17 protein-coding genes are annotated in these 22,409 nt (G+C 73.2%); 6 read left to right on the plus strand and 11 right to left on the minus strand.

Translation table 11 applies throughout. From position 1 onward, the window contains the following. Positions 1-15: 15 nt before the first annotated feature. A complete protein-coding gene (locus tag AB0J53_RS27350) occupies positions 16-843 on the minus strand; it encodes an SDR family NAD(P)-dependent oxidoreductase (protein WP_364177356.1) in 828 nt (275 codons plus the stop codon). A 97-nt stretch (positions 844-940) separates the two neighbouring features. On the opposite strand from AB0J53_RS27350, the gene AB0J53_RS27355 reads away from it, so the two are divergent. From AB0J53_RS27355 to AB0J53_RS27375, 5 genes are all read left to right on the plus strand, one after another. Further along, positions 941-1,528 carry a TetR family transcriptional regulator gene (locus AB0J53_RS27355; RefSeq protein ID WP_364177359.1) on the plus strand — a complete coding sequence of 196 codons (588 nt, stop codon included), beginning with the start codon at positions 941-943 and terminating at the stop codon, positions 1,526-1,528. A 69-nt stretch (positions 1,529-1,597) separates the two neighbouring features. Next, a complete protein-coding gene (locus tag AB0J53_RS27360; RefSeq protein ID WP_364177362.1) occupies positions 1,598-2,125 on the plus strand; it encodes a PadR family transcriptional regulator in 528 nt (175 codons plus the stop codon). Further along, complete coding sequence (locus tag AB0J53_RS27365) at positions 2,122-2,832, plus strand: ABC transporter ATP-binding protein (RefSeq protein WP_364177365.1); 711 nt, start codon at positions 2,122-2,124, stop codon at positions 2,830-2,832. The genes AB0J53_RS27360 and AB0J53_RS27365 overlap by 4 nt, the downstream gene beginning before the upstream one ends. Then, a complete protein-coding gene (locus AB0J53_RS27370; RefSeq protein WP_364177368.1) occupies positions 2,829-5,102 on the plus strand; it encodes an FtsX-like permease family protein in 2,274 nt (757 codons plus the stop codon). Before AB0J53_RS27365 ends, AB0J53_RS27370 begins: the two co-directional genes overlap by 4 nt. A gap of 274 nt (positions 5,103-5,376) precedes the next feature. Further along, entirely contained in the window at positions 5,377-6,645 is a 1,269-nt protein-coding gene (locus AB0J53_RS27375; protein ID WP_364177371.1) for a cytochrome P450, read from the plus strand. Between the two features lie 21 nt (positions 6,646-6,666). Here AB0J53_RS27375 and AB0J53_RS27380 read toward each other — a convergent pair whose 3' ends face one another. From AB0J53_RS27380 to AB0J53_RS27395, 4 genes are all read right to left on the minus strand, one after another. Then, positions 6,667-8,619 carry an ABC transporter ATP-binding protein gene (locus AB0J53_RS27380; protein ID WP_364177374.1) on the minus strand — a complete coding sequence of 651 codons (1,953 nt, stop codon included), beginning with the start codon at positions 8,617-8,619 and terminating at the stop codon, positions 6,667-6,669. After that, on the minus strand, positions 8,616-10,352 hold the full coding sequence (locus AB0J53_RS27385; RefSeq protein ID WP_364177377.1) for an ABC transporter ATP-binding protein: 1,737 nt from the start codon (positions 10,350-10,352) through the stop codon (positions 8,616-8,618). The genes AB0J53_RS27380 and AB0J53_RS27385 overlap by 4 nt, the downstream gene beginning before the upstream one ends. Then, on the minus strand, positions 10,352-10,954 hold the full coding sequence (locus AB0J53_RS27390) for a TetR/AcrR family transcriptional regulator (RefSeq protein WP_219511013.1): 603 nt from the start codon (positions 10,952-10,954) through the stop codon (positions 10,352-10,354). Before AB0J53_RS27390 ends, AB0J53_RS27385 begins: the two co-directional genes overlap by 1 nt. A 162-nt stretch (positions 10,955-11,116) precedes the next feature. Next, positions 11,117-11,422, minus strand: coding sequence for a hypothetical protein (locus AB0J53_RS27395; RefSeq protein ID WP_219511016.1), 306 nt, complete (start codon positions 11,420-11,422; stop codon positions 11,117-11,119). 156 nt (positions 11,423-11,578) lie between these two features. Here AB0J53_RS27395 and pta point away from each other — a divergent pair, with 156 nt between their 5' ends. Further along, entirely contained in the window at positions 11,579-13,636 is a 2,058-nt protein-coding gene (gene pta, locus AB0J53_RS27400) for a phosphate acetyltransferase (RefSeq protein ID WP_364177381.1), read from the plus strand. An 18-nt stretch (positions 13,637-13,654) separates the two neighbouring features. Here pta and AB0J53_RS27405 read toward each other — a convergent pair whose 3' ends face one another. The 6 genes from AB0J53_RS27405 to aroA form a co-directional block, all read right to left on the minus strand. Further along, on the minus strand, positions 13,655-14,854 hold the full coding sequence (locus AB0J53_RS27405) for an acetate kinase (RefSeq protein WP_364177385.1): 1,200 nt from the start codon (positions 14,852-14,854) through the stop codon (positions 13,655-13,657). A gap of 61 nt (positions 14,855-14,915) precedes the next feature. Next, complete coding sequence (locus AB0J53_RS27410; RefSeq protein WP_357593629.1) at positions 14,916-16,235, minus strand: MFS transporter; 1,320 nt, start codon at positions 16,233-16,235, stop codon at positions 14,916-14,918. Continuing rightward, entirely contained in the window at positions 16,232-18,151 is a 1,920-nt protein-coding gene (locus AB0J53_RS27415; RefSeq protein ID WP_364177388.1) for an oligopeptide transporter, OPT family, read from the minus strand. The genes AB0J53_RS27410 and AB0J53_RS27415 overlap by 4 nt, the downstream gene beginning before the upstream one ends. Before the next feature lie 52 nt (positions 18,152-18,203). Then, positions 18,204-19,430 carry an ATP-grasp domain-containing protein gene (locus AB0J53_RS27420; protein ID WP_364177391.1) on the minus strand — a complete coding sequence of 409 codons (1,227 nt, stop codon included), beginning with the start codon at positions 19,428-19,430 and terminating at the stop codon, positions 18,204-18,206. A 46-nt stretch (positions 19,431-19,476) separates the two neighbouring features. Then, positions 19,477-21,006 carry an asparagine synthase (glutamine-hydrolyzing) gene (gene asnB, locus AB0J53_RS27425; RefSeq protein WP_364177394.1) on the minus strand — a complete coding sequence of 510 codons (1,530 nt, stop codon included), beginning with the start codon at positions 21,004-21,006 and terminating at the stop codon, positions 19,477-19,479. Between the two features lie 17 nt (positions 21,007-21,023). Continuing rightward, positions 21,024-22,322, minus strand: a complete 1,299-nt coding sequence (aroA, locus tag AB0J53_RS27430) for a 3-phosphoshikimate 1-carboxyvinyltransferase (protein ID WP_364177397.1) — start codon at positions 22,320-22,322, stop codon at positions 21,024-21,026. Between the last annotated feature and the right edge of the window lie 87 nt (positions 22,323-22,409).

Below are 22,409 nucleotides of genomic sequence, written 5' to 3' on the forward strand. Positions count from 1 at the left end.
CCTGCGCCCGGCCGGTCAGGAGCGCAGCACGTGGCTGGTCAGCTCGTACAGGCGGTGGGCGGCGGCCGGGTCGAGCGTGGGCAGCGACGGGTCGAGCGGGCGGCGGCGGTCGTAGGCGAGCAGGCCGCCCGTGCCCGGCGGGCCGTCCATCAGCTCGATGATCGGCGCGATCGCCCGCTCGACCGGCTGGGCGGCGAACCTGGCCAGCAGCTTGACGACGGACCTGGCCGGCTGCGCGAGCCCGTCGGCGCCGCTGTCGGTGAAGCCGGGGTGGTGCAGCAGGTAGCGGGTGCGGGCGTCCGGGTGGTTGCGGGCGTACGCGACGCCGAGCAGGTCGGTGGCGCGACCGGCCTGCAGCATGGCCTTGACGGTGCCGTAGCCGCGCTTGAGCGACAGGTCGTCCCAGTGGATGCGGCCCTTGGTGACGCCGACGCCGCAGATGTTCACGATCATCGGGTTCGCGCCGCGTTCGAGCAGGCCGGTGAGGCCGTAGGCGAGCAGGAAGCGGCTGACGTAGTAGAGGGCGAACGTGGCCTCGTAGCCGTCGGGCGTCTCCACCCGCTTCGGGAACGGCCGCAGCGCGGTGCAGACCAGGCCGTCCAGCGCGTCGTGCCGTGCCTTGACCTCCTCGATCACCCGGGCGTTCTCCGCCGCCGACGTCAGGTCGGCGCGCACGAACGCGGCCCGGTCCGCGGCGCCCAGGCGGGCGGCGTCGTCGAGCAGGCGCCGCCCCCTGGCGGGGTCGCTGCCCACGACCGTCACCCGGTCGCCCCGGCTCAGGAAGTGCAGGGCGAGCCCGCGGCCCATGCCGTTGGTCCCGCCCGCCACCACGTACGTCCCCATGAGTCACTCCGTAAGTCATCGAACGCTGACTTGAGTGAACGTAGCACGACCTCCGCCTACAATGTCAACGGTCGATGACCGAGCGAGGAGGACCGCGGTGCAGAAGAGGGACAGGGAGGCCACCCGGGCGCGCCTGCTGGAGGCCGCCAGGCTGCGCTTCGCCCGCGAGGGCTACGACGCCACCAGCGTCCGCGACATCGCCCGCGACTCCGGCGTCGACGCCACCCTCATCTTCCGCTACTTCGGCTCCAAGAAGCAGCTCTTCGACCTGGCCACCGCCGCCGACGTCCCCGCCGGGCTGCTCGACGGCCCCCAGGAGGAGCTGGTCGCCCGCATGGTGCGCACGGTCGTCGAGCACGACTGGACCGCGTACGGCGGCGAGCATCCCCTGGTCGCCATGCTGCGCTCGTCGGCCCACGAGGACGCCCGCCGCCGCATCCGCGACGAGGTCTGCGCCACCTACGTCGACGCCCTGCGCGACCTGGCCGAAGGCGAGGACGCCGAGCTGCGGGCCGAGCTGCTCAGCGCCTGGATGGTCGGCATCGGCATCCTGCGCTCGGTCGTCGCCACCCCCGCCCTGGCCGGGGCGAGCGCCGCCGACCTGGACCCGCACGTCGCCGCCGTCGCCACGGCCCTCCTCGGCCGCCCCATGTCGGGCGCCGTCGCCCCCGACGGCGAACGCTGACGCACCCGCCTCCGCGCCTGGCCGCCGCTCAGGCACCCCGTGTATACCCTCGGTATATATTGGGCTTCCATGACTGTCCCCCTGGCCCTGCTCGGCCTCCTGGACCGAGAGCCCAGCTACGGCTACGACCTCAAGCGCGACTACGACACGTACTTCGCCAGGGGCAAGCCGCTGCCCTTCGGCCAGGTCTACTCGACGCTCAGCCGCCTGGCCAGGGACGGCAAGGTCACGGCCGGTCAGAGCGAGCCCGGCGACGGCCCCGACCGCAAGCGCTACTCCATCACCACGCTCGGCAAGCAGGAGGTGGACGCCTGGCTGGCCGAGCCGGTGGCGGCCGAGCCGTTCCTGCAGACGGTGCTGTTCACCAAGGTCGTGCTGGCGCTGATGCTGGGCCACGACGCGCAGCGCTTCCTCGACACGCAGCGCGCCACCCACCTGCGGCGCATGCGCGAGCTGTCGGAGATCAAACGCGGCGGCGCGCTCGTCGACGCCCTGCTGGCCGACCACGCGCTGTTCCACCTGGACGCCGACCTGCGCTGGATCGACGTGACCACGGCCCGGCTGGGGGCGCTGGCCGAGACGGTGCGCCGCGCATGACCGTCGACGGCCTCCCCGTGCCGGGCCCGCTGCTGGAGGCCCGCGCGATCGACCGCTCCTACGGCCGCACGCAGGCGCTGCGCGAGGCCAGCCTGTCCGTGACGCCGGGGGAGATCCTGGCGATCATGGGCCCGAGCGGATCCGGCAAGTCCACGCTGCTGCACTGCCTGGCCGGCATCTTCACCCCCGACGCGGGCGAGGTCTGGTTCGACGGGCGGCGGCTCGACACGCTGAGCGACGCCCGGCGCTCGGAGCTGCGCCGCACCGCGTTCGGCTTCGTGTTCCAGTTCGGTGAGCTCGTGCCGGAGCTCACCGTGGCCGACAACGTCGCCCTGCCGCTGCTGCTCGGCAGAGCCGGGCGCAAGGAGGCGTACCGGCGGGCGGCCGGCTGGCTCCAGCGGCTGGAGCTGGACACCCTGAGCGGGCGGCGCACCGGCGAGCTGTCCGGCGGGCAGGCGCAGCGGGCGGCCATCGCGCGGGCGCTGGTGACGCGCCCCAAGGTGGTCTTCGCCGACGAGCCCACCGGCGCGCTCGACTCGCTCACCGGCGAGCGGGTCATGGACCTGCTCGTCGGCCTGGCCCGCGAGGAGGGCACGAGCGTGGTCGTGGTGACCCATGACGCCCGCGTCGCCGCCTGCGCCGACCGGGAGGTCATGGTGCGCGACGGCAGGGTGACCGATCCGTACGTCGGCGGGGCCGTCCGATGACGCTCCGGCTCGGCCTGCGGCTGTCGCTGCGCGGCGGCCGGGAGGCGGCCGGCCGGCTGGTCCTGGTCGCGGCCTCGGTCGCGCTGGGGGTGGCGGTGCTGCTGTCCACGCTGGCGCTGTTCAACGCCTTCCGGGCCACCGCGGCCCGCCCGTGCTGGGAGTGCACGACCGGCTCCGCGCCGGGCGCCGCCCCGGGCCCCACCTTGGGCGCGGTGCTGTGGAACCACCGCCAGGACTCGTACGCGGGCCGCCCGATCGTCCGCCTCGACGTCGCCGTCCCCGCCACGCGGGCGGCCCTGCCCGGCATCCCGGGCATCCCGGAGCTGCCAGGAGCCGGCCGCCACTACGTCTCGCCCGCGCTGGCCGGGCTGATGGCCGCCGTGCCGCGCGACCAGCTCGCCGACCGCGTCCCCGGCACCCGCGCCGGCCTCATCGGCAGGGCGGCGTTGTCCGGCCCCGACGACCTGGTCGTCATCGCCGGCCGGAGCGCCGCGGAGCTGACCGCGATGGCCGGCACCGTGGCCGTCGGCGAGGTCGCCACCGCCCCGCGCGCCGACGACACCACCGCCCTGTACGAGCACGGGTTCGGCATCGCCGCCGTCGGCCTGGTCTTCCCGCTGCTCGTCCTCGTCGGCACCGCCACCCGCCTGGCCGCCGCCCGCCGGGAGGCGCGGTTCGCGGCGATCCGCCTGGCCGGCGCCACCGCGCGGCAGGTCAACGCGATCGCGTCGGTGGACGCGGCGCTCGGCGCCGCCCTGGGCGCGCTCGCCGGGATCGCCGTCTTCCAGGCGATCCGTCCCGTCCTGGCCGAGGTGGCCATCACCGGGTCCCGGTTCTTCCCCGACGTGGTCGCGCCCACCGCGCTCCAGTACGCAGCCGTGGCCGCGGGCGTCCCGCTCGCCGCGGCCGGAGCCGCCCTGTGGTCGCTGCGCCGGGTGCGGATCACCCCGCTCGGCGCGGCGCGCACGGCGCGGGCCTCCGCCCCCGGCTGGTGGCGGGTGCTCCCGCTCCTGGCGGGCCTGGGCCTGTTCGCCGGCCCGGCGATCGCGCCGGGGAAGGAGCCCGACGCGGTGCTCGTCGACACCGGCCTGGCCCTGATCATGGCCGGGCTCGTGCTGGCCGGGCCCTGGCTGACGATGCTGACCGCGCGGCTGGCCGCCCGCGTCACCTCCGGCCCGGCGACGCTGCTGGCCGCGCAGCGGCTGGCGGCCGACCCCAAGGGCGCCTTCCGGTCGGTGAACGGCATCGTGCTCGCGGTCTTCATCGGCACGGCCGTCGCCGGCATCGTCCCCGCCGTCGTCTCCGGCCAGCAGGCCGCGGGTGGCGGCACGCTGAACGCGGTCCTGCGGGCCTCCTTCGGCGACGACCGGCCCCTCCCGCCCGCCGCCGAGGCCGGCCTGCTGGCCCGGTTGCGCGCCCAGCCCGGCGTCACCGTGCTGCCGATCCACCACCGGCCCGACGCGCCGCCCCTGCCCATGCGGCCTCCGCCGTGTGACCCGGGCCCCGGCTGCCGCCCCGGCTTCCTGCTGCGCCACGTGGTCGCGTGCGACGCCCTGGCCGCCTTCCCGGCGCTCGGCCGGTGCGTCCCGGGCCCCCGCGCCGTGGCGGTCGACCTCAACCGGCTGCTGACCAGCGACAACATGCTCTCCGTCGACCGCAACCTGCCGGTCGTCGACGCGGCCAACCCGGCCGCGCCCGGCGACCCTGGCGCCTGGGCCGGCCTGCCGCTGGCCGCGGTGCTGGTCCACACGGACGACCCGGCCGTACGCGAACGCGTCCGCACGCTGCTCGGCCCGTACCTCGCCCGCACCGGCAGCACCGAGACGCCGCAGACGCTCGCCGAGGTCGCCCAGGCCCGCGCGGTGCTGCTGGACCGGGTCGAGGACGCCGCGCTGGCCATCGTCGCGCTGACCCTGCTGGTGGCGGGCTGCGGCCTGCTGGTCTCGGTCGCCGGCGGCGTCGTGGAGCGCAAACGGCCGTTCACGCAGCTGCGGCTGTGCGGCACGCCGACGCGGACGCTGTCGAGCGTGGTGCTGCTGGAGACGGCGGCCCCCGTGGTGCTGGCCGCCCTGGTGGCGGCGGTCGCGGGGGTGGGCGTGGCAGGCCCGGTGATCGGCCGGCTGGCCATCAAGAGCGCTCCGGCGGCGCTGCCGGGCCCCGCCTACTTCCTGACCGTCGGCGGCGGCCTGGTCGTCGCGCTGCTCGTGATCCTCGCCGGGCTGCCGCTGCTCAAGCGCGTGACCGCGCCCGGCGGCGCCCGCTTCGAGTAGGACCGCCGGCGAACCCGGGCCCGGTCCGGCGACCGGCGGTGCCGACCGGCCGATCTTCGCCTATGCTCACAGTGACCATTCGATCACCATGAGTGTCACTCGTGCGGCAGGAGCTCGGCATGACGGTCAGTCCGGCGCAGCCCCCGGCGACGAGAGCCGGGCGCCGCGACCGGGTCGTGCTCTGGCTCGGCGTCGCCATCATTCGACCTCGGCTCTTAGCGGACGCCTCGCCGGGCGCGGCCGGCGCACATGACCGACGCCCCCGAGGAGAGTCATGACCCGATATGCGCCGATGCTGATTCCGGCCTGGCTCGCCCTGGGTGACCCCGCCGTGACCCGGGCCTTCGACCGGGCCGGCGACATGATCACCAGCTGGGCGCCGGGCATCGGGCGGCTGGTGGTGATCCGCGACCCGGTCCTGGTCCGGCAGGTGATGCGCGCCCCGGGCGAGGACGTCGACGCCGTGTCGGCCAACCGGCTGCAGGAGCCGGTGGCCGGCCGCCTCGGCCTGGCCGTGCTCGACGGCGACGAGCACCGCCGCATCCGCGCGATCATGCTGCCCGCGCTGAAGGGCCGGATCCTGCACGACCTGCGCGACGTCGCCGCCCGCATCGCGCTGCGCACCGTCGAGACGTGCCCGGCGGGCACGCCGTTCCGGCTGCTGCCGCGCCTGCGGCCGGCCATGCTCCACGCCATCCTGCACACCACGGTCGGGGGCGACCCGCTCCTGCTGCGCCGGTGGGGCACCCCGCTGCGCCGCCTGCTCAACCTGGCCGACTCCTACGAGATGCACGTGCGGTACGCGCTCCGCGACGTGGGCGGCCTCGCGCTGTGGCAGTCGTACCGGCGGCTGGGCCGCGAGTGCGACCGGCTCATCCACGCCGAGGTCGATCGCCGCCTGCGGCGCGGCGAGGACCATGACGACGTGCTCGGCCTGCTGATGCGGGCCCGCGACGAGCGCGGCGCCCGGCTCACCCAGCAGGCGCTGCGCGACGAGCTGATGAGCGTCATCAGCGCCGCGCGCACCTCCACCGCCACCGGCATCGCCTGGGCGTTCGAACGGCTCGCCCGGCATCCGGAGGCGCTGCGCCGCCTGACGGCGGAGGCCGACGCGGGCGAGGGCGCGTACGCCGACGCCGTCACCTACGAGACGCTGCGCGTGCGGCCGCCGGTCGCCTTCGTCGGCCGCCGCACCGTGCGCGCCTACCGGCTGGGCGGGCGCGTCCTGCCGCCCGGCACGCTGATCGCCGTGCACCTCAAGAGCCTGCACCACGACCCCGGCCTCTACCCGGACCCGGAGGAGTTCCGTCCCGGACGCTGGTTCGACGGCCGGCCGGGCGGCTACGGCTGGATGCCGTTCGGCGGCGGCGCCCACACCTGCGTCGGCGACCGCCTGGCGTTGCTGCACATCAGGACGTTCCTGCACGTGTTCGCCAGGCACGTGACGATCACGCCCGCCGATCCGCGGGACGAGCCGGTCAGGTGGCGGGCCGTCTCCAACGTCCCGGGCCGCCAGTGCCGGCTCGTCCTTCACCCGCGCTGAGCCCCGGCCCGCGCCGGAACCTCACTCCACCTCGGTCACCGGCTCGGCGAACTGCGCCGAGTAGAGCGCGGCATAGGCCCCGCCGGCTGCCAGCAGCGACTCGTGGGTGCCCTGCTCCACGATCCGCCCGTTCTCCATGACGAGAATCAGGCTGGCGTCGCGGATCGTCGACAGCCGGTGCGCGATCACGAAACTCGTCCGCCCCTCGCGCAGGGAGCCCATGGCCCGCTGGATGAGCACCTCCGTCCGGGTGTCGACGGAGCTGGTCGCCTCGTCCAGGATGAGGATCGCCGGCTCCGACAGGAACGCCCGCGCGATGGTGATCAGCTGCTTCTCGCCCGCGCTGACCGTCGCGCCCTCCTCGTCGAGGACCGTGTCGTACCCGTCGGGCAGCGTGTGCGCGATCCGGTCCACGTGCGCGGCCTCGGCGGCGGCCTCGACGCGCTCGCGGGTGGCGCCCTCGGCGCCGTAGGCGATGTTCTCCGCGATCGTGCCGCCGAACAGCCAGGCGTCCTGGAGCACCATGCCCATCGCGCCGCGCAGCTCCTCCCGCGACATCTCCGCGATGTCGACGCCGTCGAGCGTGATCCGGCCGCCGGTCACGTCGTAGAAGCGCATGAGGAGGTTGACCAGCGTCGTCTTGCCCGCCCCGGTCGGGCCGACGATGGCCACGGTCTGGCCGGGCTCCACGGTGAGCGACAGGTTCTCGATCAGCGGCCGGTCCGGCGCGTACCGGAAGGACACGTTCTCGAACGCCACGCGCCCCCTGATCCGCGCCGGCCGGGCCGGGGCCGCCGGTTCGGGCGACTGCTCGGGGGCCTCCAGCAGCTCGAAGACCCGCTCGGCCGAGGCGGCGCCCGACTGGACGATGCCCGCCATGCCGGCCACCTGGGTCAGCGGCTGGCTGAACTGCCGCGAGTACTGCACGAACGCCTGCACGTCGCCGAGTGAGATCGAGCCCGACGCCACCTTGAGCCCGCCGACGACGGCCACCAGCACGTAGTTGAGGTTGCCGATGAACATCATCGCCGGCTGGATGAGCCCGGAGATGAACTGGGCGCGGAAGCTGGAGGCGAACAGCGCCTCGTTGTGCTCGGTGAACGTCTCGGCCGCCTCGCGCTGCCTGCCGAACACCCTGACCAGTGTGTGCCCGCCGTACATCTCCTCGATGTGGCCGTTGAGCCGGCCCGTCGACGACCACTGCTTGACGAACTGCGGCTGCGACCGCTTGCCCACGACGGCGGTGACGTAGATCGACACCGGCACGGTGACCAGCGCGATGAGCGCCAGGAGCGGTGAGATCCAGAACATCATCGCCAGCACGCCCACCACCGTCAGCAGCGACGAGATGAGCTGGCTCAGCGTCTGCTGCAGCGACTGGGCGATGTTGTCGGTGTCGTTGGTGGCGCGGCTGAGGATCTCGCCGCGCGGCTGGCCGTCGAAGTAGCTGAGCGGCAGCCGCCCCAGCTTGGCCTCGATGCGCTCGCGCAGCCGGTACGCCGAGCGCTGCACGACGTTCGTGGTGAGCCGGAACTGCGCGATGCCGAGCAGCGCCGCCACCAGGTAGATGGCCAGGACCCAGGCGAGCACCCCGGCCAGCGCGGTGAAGTCGATGCCCTGCCCCGGCACGACGCTCATCGAGGCGACCATGTCGGCGTACGTGCCCTGCCCCTGGGCGCGCAGCCCGGCCACGGCCTGCTCCTTGGTGAGCCCGGCGGGCAGCTGGGACCCCACGATCCCGGCGAAGATCAGGTCGGTGGCGTGGCCGAGGATCTTGGGCCCGATCACGGTCAGCGCGACCCCGGCGGCGCCGAGGGCCAGCACCACGACCAGCATCGGGCGTTCGGGGCGCAGCAGCCGCATCAGGTGGCGGATGGTGCCCTTGAAGTCGCCGGGCTTCTCGGCGGGGCCGGCCATCATCCGCCCGGGCCCGAAGCCGGGCTGCGGCCGGCGCGCGGGCGTCTGCGTGGTCATGCCGCGGCCTCCTGTTCGGTGAGCTGGGACAGGACGATCTCGCGGTAGGTCGGGCAGGTGTCCATGAGCTCGCCGTGGGTGCCGATCCCGGCCACGCGGCCGTCGTCGAGCACCACGATGCGGTCGGCGTCGCGGATGGTGTTGACCCGCTGGGCCACGATGACGATCGTGGCGTCGGCGATCTCCTCGGCGAGCGCGGTGCGCAGCCGGGCGTCGGTGGCGTAGTCGAGGGCCGAGAACGAGTCGTCGAACAGGTAGACGCCGGGCCGGTGCACGAGCGCCCGCGCGATGGCCAGGCGCTGGCGCTGCCCGCCGGAGACGTTCGTGCCGCCCTGCGCGATCGGCTCGTCCAGCCCGCCGGGCATCGCCTCGACGAACTCGCGCGCCTGCGCCACCTCCAGCGCCCGCCACAGCTCCTCGTCGGTCGCGTCCGGCCTGCCGTAGCGGAGGTTGGAGGCGACGGTGCCGGAGAAGAGGTAGGGCGCCTGCGGGAGCAGGCCGACCCGCTCGGCGAGCGCCGCCGGGTCGAGGTCGCGCACGTCGACGCCGTCGACGAGCACCTGCCCCGAGGTCGCGTCGAACAGCCGGGGGACGAGGTTGAGCAGCGTCGTCTTGCCGCTGCCCGTGCTGCCGATGATCGCGGTGGTGCGGCCGGGCCGCGCCGCGAAGCTCACGCCGGACAGCACCGGCTCCTCGGCGCCCGGGTAGCGGAAGCCCGCCTCGCGCAGCTCCAGCTCGCCGGTGCGGCGCGGCGGGACGACCGGGTTGGCCGGCGGGCGGACGGTCGGCTCGGTGCCGAGGACCTCCTCGATGCGCTCGGCGCACACCTCGGCCCGGGGGATCATCATGAACATGAACATCGCCATCATCACGGACATGAGGATCTGCATCAGGTAGGAGATGACCGCGGTCAGCGCGCCCACCTGCATGGCGCCGCCGGCGATGCGGTCGGCGCCGAACCAGACCACGGCGACGCTCGACAGGTTCACCACCAGCATCACCGAGGGGAACATCAGCGCCATCAGCCGCCCGACCCGCAGCGACACGTCGGTGAGCTCGTCGTTGGCCGCGCCGAACCGCTCGCGCTCGTGCCGGTCGCGGACGAAGGCCCTGATGACCCGGATGCCGGTGATCTGCTCGCGCAGCACCTGGTTGATCCGGTCGATGCGCTCCTGCATGGCGCGGAACAGCGGGCGCATCCGCATCACGACCAGGCTCACGATGACGATCATCAGGGGCAGCGCGACGAGCAGCAGCGACGACAGCGTCACGTCCTGGCGCAGCGCCAGCACGATGCCGCCGACGCACATGATCGGCGCCGTCACCACCATCGTGCACGTCATCAGCACGAGCAACTGGACCTGCTGCACGTCGTTGGTGGTCCGGGTGATCAGCGACGGCGCCCCGAACCCGTTGACCTCCTGGGCGGAGAAGTCCTGCACCCGGTGGAAGATCGCGGCCCGCAGGTCGCGGCCCAGCGCCATCGAGGTGCGGGCGCCGTAGTAGACGGCCACGACCGAGCAGACGATCTGCACGAGCGTCACCCCGAGCATCACCAGCCCGACGCGGACGATGTAGTCGGTGTCGCCCTTGACGACGCCGTCGTCGATGATGTCGGCGTTCAGCGTGGGCAGGTAGAGCGTGGCCAGCGTCTGGACGAACTGGAAGAGCACGACGAGCGTGATCTCTTTCCCGTACGGCCTGAGCCGGGCCCGCAGGAGACGGAGCAGCATCAGGGAGCGCTTCCTGTGGAAGGGGCGGGGGAGTGGCGCACGAGGAGACCATCGAGCAGCATGGAGACGATCTCGTCGTCGTCCACGTCGCCGATCTCCGCGCCGCCGTGCCCGAGGTCGGCGTGCGCGCTGACCGCGACCAGCGTGAACAGCAGGTGGGCGGTGGTCTCGGGGGAGCGGCGCAGCAGGTGGCGGTCGGGTTCGACGAGGGCGGCGAGCGCGGCGGCCAGCCGGTCCCGGCCTTCCACCATCCGGTCGCGGAAGCACGCGTCGCCGTTCATCAGCTCGCGGGGCGCGGTGAGGAGGTTGGCGTTGGCCCGCATCCCGGCTCTCAGGATCGCGACGGCCTCGCGCAGTCGCTCGCGCAGCCCGGCCGTGGTCGCGCCGACGGCCGCCAGCGCGTCGATCCCGGGCTGCGGGTCGAACGCGTTCATGAGCGCCGCGCGCAGCAGGGACGCCTTGTCGGGGAAGACGCCGAAGATCGTGCCTTCGGCCACTCCGGCGGCCTCGGCGATCTGGCGGGTGCTCACCGCGGTGCCGTGCTCGCGCAGCAGGGGGACGGTGGCGGCGATGAGCGCCGCCCGGCGGTCTTCCGGCGCCATGGCCGGCACTCTGCGCCTTTTGGACATGCCGGACACCCTAATGAGCGAGCGCTCACTCGTCCAACGGGTTTTCGGGGCGTCCGGTCTTCGGGGGGTCCGTGCGGGGAGAGGGCGGCCGCCCGGCCTCGTGGCGGGGCCGGACGGCCGTTCGGGGTCAGGCCGTCAGAGCGGGCGCACGTCCAGGCCGTAGGAGACGCGGTCGATCCACCAGGGGCCGCAGCTCGCCGAGCTCCACTGCCCGGTGTTGGTCGTCACCCAGGCGCCGTCCCGGCGGCCGTTGACGCACTGGACGTAGGCGCGGAACTCGTAGGCGGGGCCGCTGGTCGCGCACCGGGCGGAGAACGAGTTCCCGCCCCAGCCGTATTCACAGTCGCCGGCCGCCGACGCCGGGCTCAGCAGGCCCGACCCGACGGTGACGGCTCCTGCCGCGAGCACGGTCGCGGCCAGGACGCGCAGGGTTCTGGTCATACCTCTCCTTGTGCTGGTGACGGTCGCCCCGAGTGAATTGCTTAGGAAACTTTCCTAAGCGAAAGATACGCGCCGACCAGGGCCCGTCAACCCCCCGCGCCACCCCATTCCGACCCCTTTCCGGCCCCCTCTCCGGAGCCGACGACAATGGGGGACATGACACGTGCTGTGTACGTCGCGGCGGGCGAGGCCGGGAGCAACAAGGCGACCGTGGCCCTGGGGCTGGTCGAGCTGCTGTCCCGGCAGGTCGGGGCCGTGGGCGTCTTCCGCCCCGTGGTCCGGGCGGGCCGCGAGGACGCGCTGGTCAACACCATCAGGAGCCGCTTCCAGCTCGCCCTGCCCTACGCGGCCTGCGCGGGCGTCACGTACGACGACGTGCACGACGACGTCGAGCGCGCGGCCGGCGAGATCGTGGCCCGCTACCGCGCCCTCGCCGGGCGCTGCGACGCGGTGGTGGTGATCGGCACCGACTACACCGACGTGGGGGCGCCGACGGAGTTCGGCTTCAACGCCCGGCTGGCCGCCGACCTGGGCACGCCCGTGATCAACGTGGTCAGCGGGCGGGGCCGCACCGCCGCGCAGATCGCCGCGGCGGTCGAGCTGTCGACCCGGGAGCTGGCGCAGCACCACGCCCACGAGCTCGCCGTCGTGGTGACCCGGGCCGCGCCGGGCACGCCCGCCGTCGGGCACCGGACGCCGGTGTTCGTGCTGCCGGAGACCCCCTCGCTGCGCGCGCCGACGGTCGCCGACCTGCTCGACGCCTGCGACGGGAAGCTCTTCCTCGGCGAGCGGGAAGGGCTCGGCCGCGAGGCGAGCAGCCTCATGGTCGGGGCCATGTCGCTGCCCGGCATCCTCGACCGCTACACCGAGGGCGCCGCCGTCATCATCCCCTCCGACCGGGCCGCCGCCCTGCTGCCCGGCCTGATCGCCGCGCACACCTCGCCCGGCTTCCCCTCCCTGTCGGCCGTGGTGCTCACCGGAGGCACGGACCTGCCGGGGCCGGTCGACCGGCTGCTGCGCGGCATGACGATCCCGCTGCCCGTGATCGCCGCCGACCACGACACCTTCGAGACCGCCACCAGGCTGTCGGCCGTGGAGGGCCGCTTCACCCCCGAGGCCATCGGCAAGATCGACACGGCGCTGCGGCTGTTCGCCGAGCACGTGGACGGCCCGCTGCTGCTCGACCGGCTCGCCATCGCCAAGACCGACGTCGTCACACCCCTGATGTTCGAGTACGAGCTGCTGGACCGGGCCCGCGCCCGGCGCAGGCACATCGTGCTGCCCGAAGGGGAGGAGCCCCGCATCCTGCGCGCGGCCGACATCCTGCTGCGCCGCGGCGTCGCCGAGCTCACCCTGCTCGGCGACGAGGAGCGCATCAAGGTCCAGGCCGGGCAGCTCGGCCTCGACCTGACCGGCGCCAGGGTGCTCAGCCCGTTCGACCCGGACCTGCGCGAACGCTTCGCCCGCGCCTACGCCGACGCCCGGGCGCACCGGGGCATGACCGTCGAGCTGGCCCGCGACACCGTCACCGACGTGTCCTACTTCGGCACGCTGATGGTCCACACGGGCATGGCCGACGGCATGGTGTCCGGTGCGGCCCACACCACCGCCCACACCATCAGGCCCGCCTTCGAGATCCTGCGCCTGGGCCTGGTCTCCAGCGTGTTCTTCATGTGCCTGGCCGACCGGGTGCTCGTGTACGGCGACTGCGCGGTCAACCCCGACCCGAGCGCCGAACAGCTCGCCGACATCGCGATCGCCTCCGCGCGCACCGCCGCGTCGTTCGGCGTCGACCCCAGGATCGCCATGCTGTCGTACTCGACGGGCGCCTCGGGCGCGGGCGCCGACGTCGACAAGGTGCGCGCCGCCACCGAGCTGGTCCGCGAGCGCCGCCCGGATCTCCAGGTGGAGGGGCCGATCCAGTACGACGCCGCGGTGGACCCCGCGGTCGCGCGGGCCAAGATGCCCGGCAGCCGGGTGGCCGGCCGGGCCACGGTCTTCGTCGTGCCCGACCTGAACACCGGCAACAACCTCTACAAGGCCGTCCAGCGCAGCGCGGGCGCCGTCGCGGTCGGGCCGGTCCTCCAGGGGCTGCGCAAGCCGGTCAACGACCTGTCGCGCGGCGCGACGGTGGCCGACATCGTGACCACCGTCGCCGTCACCGCAGCCCAGGTGAGCGACGAGCCCCCCGAGCCGCACGAGCCGCCCAGGTGAGCGGCGAGCCGCACGAGCTCACGCGGTGGTCGCCGGGTCGGACGGCCGCACCAGCGCGAGGGTCTGGGAGGCGATCTCCCACTCCTCGTCGGTGGGGACGACCAGGACGGCCACCTCGGCGCCCGGCGGCGACACCGCGCGCTCGCCCTCCCGCGCCGCCTCGTTGAGCGCGGCGTCCACGGTCACGCCGAGCCGGTCGAGCCCCGCCAGCGATTCGGCGCGGGTGGCGGCGTCGTGCTCGCCGATCCCGCCGGTGAACACGATCGCGTCCACGCGGCCGAGCAGCGCGTAGTAGGCGCCGACGTACGTGCGGATGCGCCGGGTGTAGACGTCCAGCGCCAGCCGGGCCGCGTCGTCGTCGCGGGCGCGCACCTCGCGCATGTCGCCGGACCCGGCCAGCGCCAGCAGGCCGCCCTCGTGGGTGAGCGCGCGCTCGACCCGCTCGGCGTCCAGCCCGGCCGCCCGCGACAGGTAGCCGGCCAGGGCCGGGTCGACGTCGCCGGAGCGGGTGCCCATGACGAGCCCCTCCAGCGGCGTCATCCCCATGGACGTGCCGACGCTGACGCCGCCGGAGATCGCGGTGGCGCTGGCGCCGTTGCCCAGGTGCAGCACGATCAGGCCGAGCTCGGCGAGGTCGCGGCCCAGCACGGCGGCGGCGCGCCGCGACACGTAGGCGCAGGACGTGCCGTGGAAGCCGAACCGGCGCACGCCGAACCGCTCGCGCCACTCGCCCGGCACCGCGTAGGTGTACGCCTCGGGCGGCAGCGTGCCGTGGAAGGCGGTGTCGAACACCGCCACCTGCGGCACCTCGGGGAACACCTCGCGGGCGAGCCGGATGCCGGTCAGGTTGATCGGGTTGTGCAGGGGCGCGAGCGGGGCGAGCTCCTCGACGGCGGCGATGACCTCCTCGTCGATGAGCACGGCCGAGGTGAACCGGGTGCCGCCGTGCACCACCCGGTGCCCGACCGCGACCGGCGCCGGCTCCGGGCCCGCCTCGGCGAACGCCGCCATCATCGCCGCCAGCCCCTCGGCGTGGTCGCGGAAGCGCCGCTCCACGACGTACGGCGGCGCGTCCCCGTGACGGTGGGTCAGCCGGCCCCGCTCCTCCCCGATGCGCTCGACGAGCCCCTTGGCGGCGCGCTCGCGCGTGTGCGGGTCGACGAGCTCGTACTTGATCGAGGAGGAGCCCGTGTTGAGGACGAGAATGTGGTCGGCCATGACGACGAGCCTATTTCCGCGGCGGCGGCCCGCCCCCGGCGGCCCGTATCAGGTGGCCGTCTCAGGTGGCGGCCTCGTTGAGCGGGCGGCCGTACGTCTCGGGCGCCAGGAACGCCGACGCCACCACCCCCACGCCGCAGAACGCCCCCAGCAGCACCATCGTCAGCGAGATCCCCGCCCCGTCGAGCAGCGACGGCACCACGAACGTGCCCAGTACGGCGCCGATGCGGCTGGCCGCCACCCCGATCCCGAACGCGGTCGCCCGGATCTCGGTCGGGAAGATCTCGTTGGGGTAGATCCACTGCAGGATCGTGGGGCCGCCGATGGCCAGCGCGTAGACGCCGGCGAGCAGCAGGATGACGGGCGGCGGCGCCTGCGCGAGCACGCCGAGCAGCACCAGGCAGCCCGAGGCCACCGCCATCGGCCAGATGAGCAGCGTCCTGCGCCTCATCCGGTCGGCGACCAGGGTCGCCACCACGCAGCCCAGCAGCAGCAGCCCCCCGACGGCGACGCTGGAGGCGCGGTCGTCGCTGATGCGCAGCGCCTGGAGGATCTGCGGCGCGAAGGCGTAGATCGCGTACAGCGGCGTCACCGAGCACGTCCAGAACAGCGCCACGAACACGGTGCGGCGCAGGTACACGCCCTGGAAGACGGTGCGGAACCGGGTGGGCGCCCGCCGCTCGCCGACGCCGTCGAGATCGGCCGACTCCCCGTAGACGCGGCGGGTGACGGCCAGCGCCTCGCCGCCGCGGCCCTTGGTGATCAGCCAGCGCGGGGACTCGGGCGTCCCGATGCGCAGCACGAACAGCACCGCCGCCACCAGCGCCGGCGACATGAGCAGCCACCGCCACGCGTCCGGCCCGAACCCCATCACCCACAGGCCGAGCAGGTACGCCAGCGCGTTGCCCGCCGACCACATGACCGTCTGCAGGCCGATGAGCGTGGCCCGCGACCGGCGCGGGGCGAACTCGGCCAGCAGCGAGGTGGCGATGGGGTAGTCGGCGCCGATGGCGACCCCGAGCAGCAGGCGCAGCACGAGCAGCTGCTCGGGCCCGGTGACGAAGAACTGCGCCCCGGAGAAGATCGCGATGGCCGCGATGTCCAGGGTGTACATGAGCTTGCGGCCCACGAGGTCGGTGACGTACCCGAAGACGAACCCGCCGGCGAACAGGCCGAGCAGCGCGGAGGCGGCCAGCGCGCCCTGCCACAGCTCGTCGAGCCGCCATTCGGCGGTCATCGGAGGCAGCGCGAGCCCGATGACGCCGAGCGCGAGGCCGTCGAGTAACGGCCCGCCGGAGCAGAACAGGGCCAGCCTGCGGTGGAAAGGCGTCATGGGGGCGTCGTCGATGACGTTCGCCGCCCGGGTCTCGTTCGTGGTCATGGGCTGCTCCGATCGGAGTGGGCCGCGTTCCTGTTCCTGGCGGCGTTGGCGTACCAGAACAGGGCGGCCAGCACGAGGCCGAGCGCGGCGAGCGAGACGAAGGGGTTGTCCAGCACCCGGATCGGCAGATCCCAGCCCATCGACCTGGGCAGCGCGGCGGAGAGCCCGACCAGGGCCTCGCCGGTGATGAGCCCCGAGCAGACCAGCACCGCCCGGTCGTGGGCGACGTCCTCGGCGCCGGGCTCGCCCGACCGGCGGCCGGCCCGTTCGAGCGCGTGGGCCAGCAGCCCGCCGACGAGCAGCGGCAGTGACAGGCTGAGTGGCAGGTAGATGCCGATCGCGATCGGCATCACGTAGATGACGGCCCCGCCGGTGACGCGGCGCAGCACCTGGTCCAGGACGATCAGCGCGACGCCGATCCCCGCGCCGGTCCACAGCATCCCCATCGGGACTGAGCCCCGGGTGAAGACCGCGTCGGCGAGGTTGGCGAAGATCACCGCCTGGGGCGCCTTGAGCGTGTCGCTGCCCTCCCCGCCGATGCCGTAGCCGGCCAGCAGCAGGACCACGATGGGGGCGACGACGAAGGCGAACACCCCGACGCCGAACAGCTGCGCGAGCTGCACCCGGCGCGGCGTGCCGCCGAGGATCGCGCCGGTCTTGACGTGCTGCGCGGTGTCGCCCGCCGTCGCCGTGGCGGTGCAGACGAACACCGCGATGAGCAGCACGCACAGCACCACGCGCGAGTCGGCGCCGGCCCGCAGCAGCGTGAAGATCAGGGACGCGGCCAGGAACCCGCAGATCGCCAGCCCCGAGATCGGGTTGTTGGAGTTGCCGACGAAACCGACCACGTAGCCGGACACCGCCGAGAAGAAGAACACCAGGACGACGGCGACCACGGCCGACAGCGCCGCCAGCGCGACCGAGCCGACCATGGACCACACGAAGGCGAAGATGCCGAGCCCGGCCAGCGCGACGCCGCCGACGACCCAGCGCATGCCCAGGTCGGTGTCGGTCCGCTCGGTGGCCGCCCGCCGGCCGGGGCGCAGCCCGGCGAACGCGGTCCTGGCGCCCCGGGCGATCGACGTCCGGGCCTGGACGATCGACCAGCAGCCGCCGACGATCATCGCGCCGATGCCCAGGTAGCGGATGTCGGAGGCCCAGGTGTCCCAGGCGAGCGTCACCAGCGACCCGCCCGCGGCCGGCACGTCCGCCAGGAGCGGGATGGCGACCAGCCAGGACAGCACGCCCCCGGCCACGATCATCACCGTGAAGCGCAGCTTGACGATGAGACCGACGCCGACCAGCGCCAGCGAGATGTCCATGCCGCCGTAGAACACCCTGCCGCCGATCGCGACGGCGCCCTCGACCGTGCCCGAGATCACCTGGACGACGCTGGACAGGACCTTGAACACGGCGCCGGCCAGCACCGCGAGCCCCGCCGGCAGCAGGGTGCCCCGCCCGTCCTCCCCGGCCTCGGCGATCTTGGCGGCGGCCACGCTCTCCGGATAGGTCAGCTCGGGCGACTCCACCGTGAGCGAGCGGCGCAGCGGGATCATGAACAGGACCCCGAGCAGGCCGCCCAGCGCCGCCGCGAGGCTGACCTCCCAGTAGTCCAGGTCCTGCCTGACCCCGGCGAGCACCAGCGCGGGCAGGGTGAAGGCGACGCCCACCGCCAGCGCCTCGCCGGAGGAGGCGATGGTCTGCGCCAGGTTGTTCTCCAGCACGGTCGCCCGTTTCGCCCGGACGCGGATCAGCCCGGTGCAGATCAGCGCCGCGGGGATGGCCGCCGAGATGGCCAGCCCCGAGTACAGCGCCAGGTAGGTGATGGCCGCCGTCATGACGAAGCCGACAGCGAATCCGATCCCGACGGACCGTACGGACAGCTCCGAACGCTCGCCCAGCTCCTTCACGCGCATCCTTTCGTGGTGCTTGAACAGATCCGTGCTGCCGGACCGCCGGCGCGGTCCCCTACTCGACCTTCAGGCGCACCAGCTCGTGCACCGCCTCGGCGTCGCGTTCGAGCTGCGCCCGGTCCTCGTGGACCAGCCGCACCAGCCCCCACGCCGACCCCAGGTCCACCGTGACCGGCCAGTAGCCGCCCTCCTCGGCGATCAGCCGCACGCCGTCGTACGACTCCAGCCGGCTGACCTCCTCCAGCCCCTCGAACCCGCTCACCCGGCCGGCGCGGTCGTTGATCAGGCAGCACATGTTGTAGTGCCGGTGGAAGACGTGCGGCTCGGCGTTGTCGTACTCGCCCAGGAAGATCTGGATGTTGTCGCGGTACCAGCTGCGGCCGGTGCACTTCTCGGCCATCAGCGGGGTGCCCGCGCCCGGCAGCCGGTTGTTGATCTCCAGGGCGCGCGGCCCCCGCGAGGTGAGCTTGTACTCGGTGTCGTTGATCCCGTAACGCACGTCGACCGCCGTGTTGAGATCCTGGATGTACGGCAGCGCCTCCAGCACCCCGGGATCGTCCAGGGGCAGCGACCGGAAGTTCCGGTAGACGCTGGGGCGCCCTTCCCGCTGCAGCTTGTCGTACTTGGCGGCCGAGACCAGCTGGCCCCGGCCGCCGTTGTGCAGCAGGTTCATGAAGTACTCGTCGCCGTCCAGGTACTCCTCGGCCAGCACCGAGCCGAAGCGCCGGTCGTACAGGTCGGGCAGGCTCGTGATCGCCGCGAACGCCTTGGCGACCTCCCGCTCGTCGGTGCAGACGAAGACGTTCGACGCGCCGGTGGAGGCGTTCGGCTTGAGCACCACGGGATACCCCTGGCGCTCGGCCCACTCCACCACGGACTCCACCCGGTCGGACTCGTGGAAGGCCGCGCACGGCAGCCCGTGCGCGTTCCAGCGCTCCTTCATCGCGCGCTTGTTCACCCGGGCCGCCAGGCTCTCGACCGGGTTGCCGATCAGGCCGAGCTCGCCGGCGAGCAGATCGGTGATGTCGAGCGCGACCTGGGTGCCGGGGATGACGGCGGCGACCTGGCGGGAGGCCAGGAACGCCACCGTCTCCCCGATCGAGCGGTGCTCGTGGATCTCGTCGTAGTCGTCGGGCTGGAAGGTCTGCACGACGTACGAGGCGGTGTACTCCTGGCTCAGCACGGCGATCACGGACAGGCCGAGGGCCTTGCCGGCCTCCCCGTACGACGCCCCGCTCGCCACCGGGTCGACGACCGCTATCGTCCGGCGGTGTCCCGTCATCCCATGACCTCCTTGTTGTGACACGAACGCTGGTGACAGGAGCCCGTCAGGACACGAACTCGAAGTAGCCGTTGGGGGAGTAGTCGTAGCCGGCCCGCTTGAACCGCTCCGCGGGCATCGGGAACCCGGCCTCCAGATACCGTTCGAGGAAGTAGGCGCCCTCGCGCGAGTCGATGCCGATGCTCTTGGCGAGCGTGTCGTCCTCGACGTCCTGGGCACGCGCGTACTCCACGAGCGTGTTCTTCATGCCGCTGCCGTCCGGCATGCGGATCTTGGGGCGGTTCGTGATGTACGCCGGCAGCCGGTCCTTGAAGGCCTCGCGCAGCAGCCACTTGTCCACGCCGCCGCGCAGCTTCATCTCCATCGGCACGCTGTAGGCGAACTCCAGCAGGTGGCGGTCCATGAACGGCACCCGGGTCTCGACCGAGTTCATCATGCTCGACCGGTCGACCCGCTGCAGGTCCGTACGGTGCAGGTTCGCCACCCGGTAGCGCATCAGGTCCACCGGGTCGTGGTGGTGCCGGAACAGGTCGTACCCGGCCATGACCTCGTCGCTGCCCTCACCGCACAGGGCGAGCTTGAAGCCGTGCCGCTTGGCCAGCTCGAAGGCGAAGTAGCCGACGCAGGTGTCCATGACGTCGATGGCCTCGAAGAACTCCGCGCCGTAGACGATGTCGGGGATGATGTCGACCAGCGCGTCCCGGTTGAGGTGCGCCACCACGTGCGGGATGTCGTGCTCCTGGCAGTAGCGCCGGGCGACCTCGATGTCGGCGGCCCCCTCGAACCCGATCGTCAGCGCCGTGACCGCCGGGTGGTGCAGGCGGGCGCTGGCCAGCACGGCCGCGCTGTCGATCCCGCCGCTGAAGGTCACCGCGACCGGCAGGTCGGTGTCGACCTGCCGCCTGACCGCGTCGTCGAACAGCTCCCGGTAGCGCGCCACCATGTCCCGCTCGGGCAGGTCGCACGGCGTGTCGTCGAGCTGGTGGTAGCGCGTGACCCCCCGCTCGGTGAGGTAGCTGCCCGGCGGCAGCGTCCGGATCTCCCCGGGCACCCCGAGCAGGCACTTCTGCTCGGAGGCGAACCGGTACACGCCGTCCGACACCACGTAGTAGAGCGGCTTCATGCCGACGTGGTCGCGGGCCGCCAGGAACGTGCGCCGTTCGCTGTCGAAGACCACGAACGCGAACATGCCGTTGAACCTGCCGAGCATGTCCGGGCCCCACTCGGCGTAGGCCTGCGCGATCACCTCGGTGTCCGAGGTGGTCCTGAAGCGGTGCCCGAGCCGCTCCAGCTCGCGCCGCACGTCCTGGAAGCCGTACAGCTCGCCGTTGTAGGCGACCCAGATCCGGCCGTGCTGGTCGGACTGGGGCTGCTGGGCGTGCTCGCGGTCCACGATGGCCAGCCGGTTGGCGCCGAGGGCGGCGCCCACCTCCGAGCGCCGCTCGGCGAAGCACTCCGGGTCGCCGCGGTGCCAGATCTTCGCCAGCATCGCGATGAGCTCACGGTCGCGCGCCGCCAGCCGATGGGCGTCCTCGGCGACGACCCGGGGGTCGATGATCGCTGCGATTCCGCACAAGGTGATCTCCTCCTCCGTTACGCGTCGACCGTCGCGCCGAGGCGCTGCAGGTCATCGAAGAACCGGGGGTACGTCTGCGCCACGTACTGCGGGTCCTTGATCGTCAGCCCGGTACGGCTGCGCAGCGCGACCACGCTCATCGCCATGACCACGGCGTGGTCGTAGTGGCTGTCCACGGTGACGCCGCCGGGCACGCCGGCCGGCGAGCCGTGCACGATCAGCTCGTCCCGCTTCTCGTCGCAGGCGATGCCCGCCCGCTCCAGCTCCCGGCGGAAGTCGCTGATGCGGTCGCACTCCTTGTAGCGGATGTGCTCGATGTTGTAGAAGCGGCTCGTGCCGTCGGCGTGGGCGGCCAGCGCGGCCAGCGGCAGCACGGCGTCCGGCGCCAGCGAGCCGTCGAAGTCCAGCGGCCGCAGCTCGCCGCCGCCCTGCACGCGCAGCGTCGAGTCCTCCTCGGTGACGCTGACGCCGATGTCGCGCAGGTAGGCCAGCACCCCGTCGAGCTCCTCGAGCCGGTGGTGCCGCAGCTCCACCGTCGAGTCGACGCAGGCGGCCACGGCGAGCAGCGCCGCGGTGCTGGCCGGGTCGCTGCCGCAGACGTAGTGCGCCGGCTGGTAGGCGGTGGCGGCCGGCACCCGGTAGCTCATCATGTCCTCGCTCGCGGCGACCTCGACCCCGGCCGAGCCGAGCACCGTCAGCGTGGTCCGCACCATCGCCTTGGCCTTGAGCTCGTCCGGGACGCGCACCGACAGGGCGTCGTCGAGGAGCCCGCCGAGGAAGAGCAGGCCGCTGAGGAACTGGGAGCTGCGCCGGCCGGAGATCTCCACCTCGCCGCCGTGCGCGGCCGAGCCGTCGAGCGTGATCGGCAGGGTGCCCTCCTCGCCCGCCTCGACCACGACGCCGAGCGCCCGCAGCGCGTCGACCATCTCCTGGTTGGCCCGGCGGCCGAGGGAGTCGAGGTACGGCGTCATGAACGTGATGCCGCGGTTGCGCGCGGCGGCGCCCATGAGCAGGCGCAGCACGATGCCGGAGTTGCCGGGGGAGAGGGTCACGCCGTCGTGGAACCTGCCGGGGCCCTCCACCTGGAGTCGGCCGGGCTCGACGTGCGTCAGGCGCGCGCCGAGCTCCTGGCAGCACTCCATCATCGCCTTGACGTTGTTACTGGAGGCGACGTTGTCGATGAGGCTCGTGCCGGGGGCGAGGGACGCGGCGAGCACGGCCCTGGCCGAATAGCTCTTGGAGGCCGGCGGGACGACTTCGCCCTTGAGCACCTTGGCCGGGTGGACATGAAGCTGCTTGTACTGGAGGAAATCCATGGTCCTTCTCAACTCGTCTTCGACGGATCCGTCGTGAGCCCGGCGGCCGGCGCCTGGGTGCGGCCGGCCGCCCGGGGTGATCTGGCG

It is taken from the genome of Nonomuraea sp. NPDC049725, from assembly GCF_040674795.1.
Taxonomy (GTDB): domain Bacteria; phylum Actinomycetota; class Actinomycetes; order Streptosporangiales; family Streptosporangiaceae; genus Nonomuraea; species Nonomuraea ceibae.